Here is a 4,689-nt window from a genome sequence, read left to right as displayed (position 1 = left end):
AATTTCGGCTTCCCGGAAAGCCATTCGCTGAGCTTCGCGTCACTGGTCTTCTACTCGTCGTGGTTCAAGCTGCATCACCCCGCGGCGTTCTGCGCGGCACTGCTGCGTGCGCAGCCGATGGGCTTCTACTCGCCGCAGTCGCTGGTTGCCGACGCCCGCAGGCATGGGGTGACGGTGCACGGTCCGTGTGTGGCAGCCAGCCTGGTGCATGCCACCTTGGAGAACTCCGGAACCGAGGTGCGGCTGGGACTGGGCAGCGTCCGTCATATCGGAGATGACCTTGGCGAAAAGCTGGTGGAGGAGCGAAAAGCGAATGGCCCCTTCAGTTCTCTGCTGGATATGACGACTCGGGTCCAGCTGTCGGTGCCCCAGACCGAAGCGCTGGCCACCGCGGGCGCGCTGCGCTGCTTCGGGATGTCGCGACGCGAGGCGCTGTGGGCGGCCGGCGCGGCCGCCACCCAACGGCCGGAACGCTTACCCGGGGTGGGCTCGTCGTCGCATATCCCGTCCCTACCCGGGATGAGTGAGGTGGAGTTGGCCGCGGCCGACGTGTGGGCCACCGGCATCTCGCCGGACAGCTACCCGACCCAGTTCCTGCGGTCGGATCTCGACGAGATGGGGGTGGTGCCCGCCGCTGAGTTGTTGTCGGTGCCCGACGGCGACCGGGTGCTGGTCGCCGGGGCGGTTACTCACCGGCAGCGGCCCGGGACGGCTCAAGGGGTGACGTTCATCAACCTCGAGGACGAGACCGGAATGGTCAACGTGCTCTGCACACCGGGGGTGTGGGCGCGGCACCGCAAGCTGGCGCAGACGGCGCCGGCGCTGCTGGTCCGCGGTCAGGTCCAAAATGCCAGTGGCGCAATCACCATCATGGCCGAGCGGTTCGCCAAGCTCACCCTGACGATCGGGTCGAAGTCCCGCGACTTTCGGTGACCGCCAAACCTCAAGGGGCTCAGCAGCATCGTGCGCCGCATGTCTCGGGTCTGTTTCTTTTTTCGATTCGGGACCATATGCGATATCACCTACCGCCGCGCCGCCGGTGATATCGCATGTGGTGCCCATTTCCAGCACCACCTAATGGTCAGCTGACGGTGCAGGCGGGAACGGTGTGACTCCACAGCATGGGTAATCTCGCGCTCATGGCCCTTAACCTCTCTGTCGACGAACTTCTCACCACCACCCGTTCGGTCCGCAAACGTCTCGACTTCGACAAGCCGGTATCGCGCGACGTTCTGATGGAATGCCTCGATTTGGCGCTGCAGGCGCCCACCGGCTCCAATTCACAAGGCTGGCAATGGGTTTTCGTTGAGGACACGGATAAGAAGAAGGCGATCGGCGAGATTTATCTTGCCAACGCCCGCGGCTACCTGAGCTCACCGTCGCCGGAATACCGCGAGGGGGACACCCGAGGTCAGCGGATGGGCGCGGTCAGGGATTCCGCCACCTATCTCGCCGAGCACATCCACGAAGCGCCTGTGCTGATGATCCCGTGCATCGAAGGCCGCGAAGACAAGCAGCCGATGGGCGGAGCCGGATACTGGGCGTCACTGTTCCCGGCGGTGTGGAGCTACTGCCTGGCGCTGCGGTCGCGCGGGCTCGGCACCTGCTGGACGACGCTGCATCTGATTCGTGGCGGTGAGGAGAAGGTCGCCGAGCTGCTCGGCATCCCCTACGACAAGTACAGCCAGGGCGGCCTGTTTCCGATCGCCTACACCAAGGGCACCGATTTCAAGCCGGCCAAGCGGTTGCCGGCCGAACAGGTGACGCACTGGAACAGCTGGTAGGTCTCTCGCACCCGAGTAGCTCAGACGGCGCCTGGGAAACTCTGTTGCCGCCATGCCTCGTACACCGCGACGGCGGCGGCGTTGGCCAAATTCAGCGAACGCCGCCCGTCCAGCATCGGAATGCGTACCCGCTGGGTGATGTGTGGGTCGGCCAGCGTCGCCGAGTCCAGGCCGGTGGGCTCCGGGCCGAACATCAGCACGTCGCCGGCCCGGTAGCCGACGTCGGTGTACAGCTGCGTCGCATGTGCGGTAAAGGCGAACACCCGCTGCGGTGAGAGCACCTTCCAGGCGTCATCCAGTGACGCGTGGACGGTGACGGAGGCGAGGTCGTGGTAGTCCAGCCCTGCCCGGCGCAGCTTCGGCTCGGACAGGTCGAAACCCAGCGGTTCGACGAGGTGTAGTTCTGCTCCGGTGGCCGCCGCAGTGCGGATCGCGTTGCCCGTATTTGGTGCGATCCGCGGGGAGTAAAACAGCAGCTTGAACACAACACACCGTAACCGCCGCCCGGCACAGTGCGGCGGTCTCTGAGCACCTTTATTGGGCTGGCCGAGTTGCTGAGAAATCCGGCCGCAGAAAATTTGCTCGGCTATCCTCGTAGGCGCAAGACAGCAGTCGGTGAACTCTGTCTGTTCAGTAAGAATTGTGGTCTCTCCAGCCGCAGCCTGGCATACTCGTCGAATTGCCAGGCGTATCTCGCTTGCCCGTCGCTCGGGGTGAGCGCAATTAGCAGGAAGTCTCATGAACGACGCGCTAAGACTGCGATTCAGCGGAGCGGACGCTAACACCGCGCTGGTCCAGTGACGAGGTTTGCCCGCGCCGCGCGGGCGATCTCACCGGCCAAAACTTCCATCGCAGACAACCAAACGGCGGAGTCCGGATCGACCAAACGGCCGCCGCCTTGGTCGCTGCGCAATTGGCCGGTCCGCTGGAAAGTCGTGGCAATTGTTGCGCTGCCTTTGGCACTGGCAATGGTTTTCGGGGGATTGCGTATCGCGGGCGCGGTAAGCGACGCGCACCGCCTCCGGTTGGCTGCCGATCGCGCCGAGATGGTTCCGGCGATAACCAAATACATGTCGGCACTCGATGCGGCTTTGCTGGCGACTTCGACCGGCGGTGACGCCGACGGCGCCAAGAAGAACTACGACGCCCGCAAGCATGAGCTGGAGGCCCGGCTGGCCGGCACAAAAGTCGCGCCCGACGTGAGGGCGGGTGTCGACGCGATGCTGGACGGCGGGCAAACGCTGCTGGACAACGTCGCATCCAACAACCTCGGTTTGCGGCTACGAGTCACTACCTACGCCCCCATCCTGTTGACCGCCGAGAACGCGATCGACGGTTCGGTGCGCGTCGACAACGAGAAGATCCGCGCCGTGGCGCAGGGACTCAGCCGGGCCGTCGGGGCCCGCGGCCAGATGATGATGCAGCAGTTGCTGATCACTCGCGGTGCCGACTTGCCACAACCCGAGCTGCGCACGTCGATGGCCACCCTGGCCGGTACCGAGCCGTCGACGTTGTCCGGGATGGCGGAAGTGCTCGGCGTCGGCTCACAAGAGGCCAAGACGCTGCGGCAGCAGATGGTCACCCGGATGGGGTTGATGTCGAATCCGGCCATTGTGCTCGTCAACAACGCGGACCTGCTGCACTCGGTACAAACCACCGACCGTATCGCCGCGCAGATCATCAACGACACCACCGCGCAGGTGACCAAGGCCGTCGAAGACCAGGCCCACAACCGGCGCATTGCCGCGATCCGCGACACCGTGGTGGTGGTCGCGGCTATCCTCGCCGCGCTCCTCGTCGTGCTGCTGGTCGCGCGTTCGTTGATCCGGCCGCTGCGGGTGCTCCGCGACAGCGCCCTCAAGGTCGCCCACGAGGATCTCGAGCGCGAGATCACCCGGGTCCGGGCCGGTGACGAATCGCCGCCCGAGCCGCTGCCCGTTCACACCACCGAGGAAATCGGCCAGGTCGCCCACGCCGTGGACGAATTGCATACGCAGGCATTGCTTTTGGCCGGCGACGAATCCCGGCTGCGGCTTCTGGTCAACGACATGTTCGAAACCATGTCGCGGCGCAACCGCTCGCTCGTCGACCAGCAGCTTTCGCTGATCGACCGGCTCGAGCGCAACGAAGAGGACCCCGAACGCCTCGACAGCCTATTCCGGCTCGACCACCTCGCCGCCCGGATGCGCCGCAACGGCGCCAACCTGCTGGTGCTGGCCGGCGCGCAGAGCTCGCGAGGAGATCAGCGCACGGCGGTGCCGCTGTCGTCGATCGTCCATGCGGCCGCGTCCGAGGTCGAGGACTATCGCCGGGTGGAAACGTCGATGGTGCCCGACTGCACGATCGGCGGCGCGGCCTCCGGTGACATCGTCCATCTGCTCGCGGAGTTGGTCGACAACGCGTTGCGCTACTCGCCGCCGGCGTCGCCGGTCCGGGTCTCGGCCGGGTTCCGCAGCGACGGCGCGGTTCTGCTGCAGATCGTCGACGTCGGGCTCGGAATGACCGATGGCGACCGCCGCATCGCCAACATGCGCCTGCGTGCCGGGGGAGAGGTCACCCCCGACAGCGCTCGCCACATGGGTCTGTTCGTCGTCGGCCGGCTCGCCGACCGGCACGGTATCCGGGTGCGGCTGCGTGGCTCGTCGATCGAGGAAGCCCGATCCGGAACCACGGCCGAGGTCTATCTGCCGGCGACGGTGCTGGCCGGCGCCGACGCGGGCCCGTCGGTGCCGCACGACCCGGCAGCGGTGACGCCGGCCGTTGCGCCGCTGCCCGAACCGCCGGCCGCTGTGCCCGATTACGACGACGGCCCAGAGTTCACGTCGCTCACCGACGCCACCGAGCGCAACGGCTCGCAGTCGACCGAGTCGTCGGTCAGCCTGTTGCCGCGCCGCCGACCCGGAAG

The 4,689-nt window shown here is 66.2% G+C and carries 4 protein-coding genes; 3 read left to right on the top strand and 1 reads right to left on the bottom strand.

From position 1 onward, the window contains the following. A partial coding sequence (locus VGH54_RS17250) for an OB-fold nucleic acid binding domain-containing protein (protein ID WP_331513294.1) occupies window positions 1-933 on the top strand: 933 nt, incomplete at its 5' end. Window positions 934-1,139: 206 nt separating this feature from the next. Next, entirely contained in the window at window positions 1,140-1,784 is a 645-nt protein-coding gene (locus VGH54_RS17245) for a nitroreductase family protein (protein ID WP_331513293.1), read from the top strand. A 20-nt stretch (window positions 1,785-1,804) separates the two neighbouring features. On the opposite strand, the gene VGH54_RS17240 is transcribed toward VGH54_RS17245, so the two are convergent. Beyond that, window positions 1,805-2,269, bottom strand: coding sequence for a tRNA (cytidine(34)-2'-O)-methyltransferase (locus VGH54_RS17240; RefSeq protein WP_331513292.1), 465 nt, complete (start codon window positions 2,267-2,269; stop codon window positions 1,805-1,807). 312 nt (window positions 2,270-2,581) lie between these two features. Between VGH54_RS17240 and VGH54_RS17235 the strand changes: the two genes are divergently transcribed. Then, window positions 2,582-4,689, top strand: a 2,108-nt coding sequence (locus tag VGH54_RS17235; RefSeq protein ID WP_414688734.1) for a sensor histidine kinase, incomplete at its 3' end; no start/stop codon positions are given.

Origin of the sequence: Mycobacterium sp. (genome assembly GCF_036488105.1) — a bacterium.
Lineage (GTDB): Bacteria > Actinomycetota > Actinomycetes > Mycobacteriales > Mycobacteriaceae > Mycobacterium.
This window is presented reverse-complemented; position numbering and strand designations above follow the sequence as displayed.

Excerpts from the sequence above, each read along its gene's own strand:
- VGH54_RS17245 (WP_331513293.1), top strand. The coding sequence starts at position 1,140 with ATGGCCCTTAACCTCTCTGTCGACGAACTTCTCACCACCACCCGTTCG.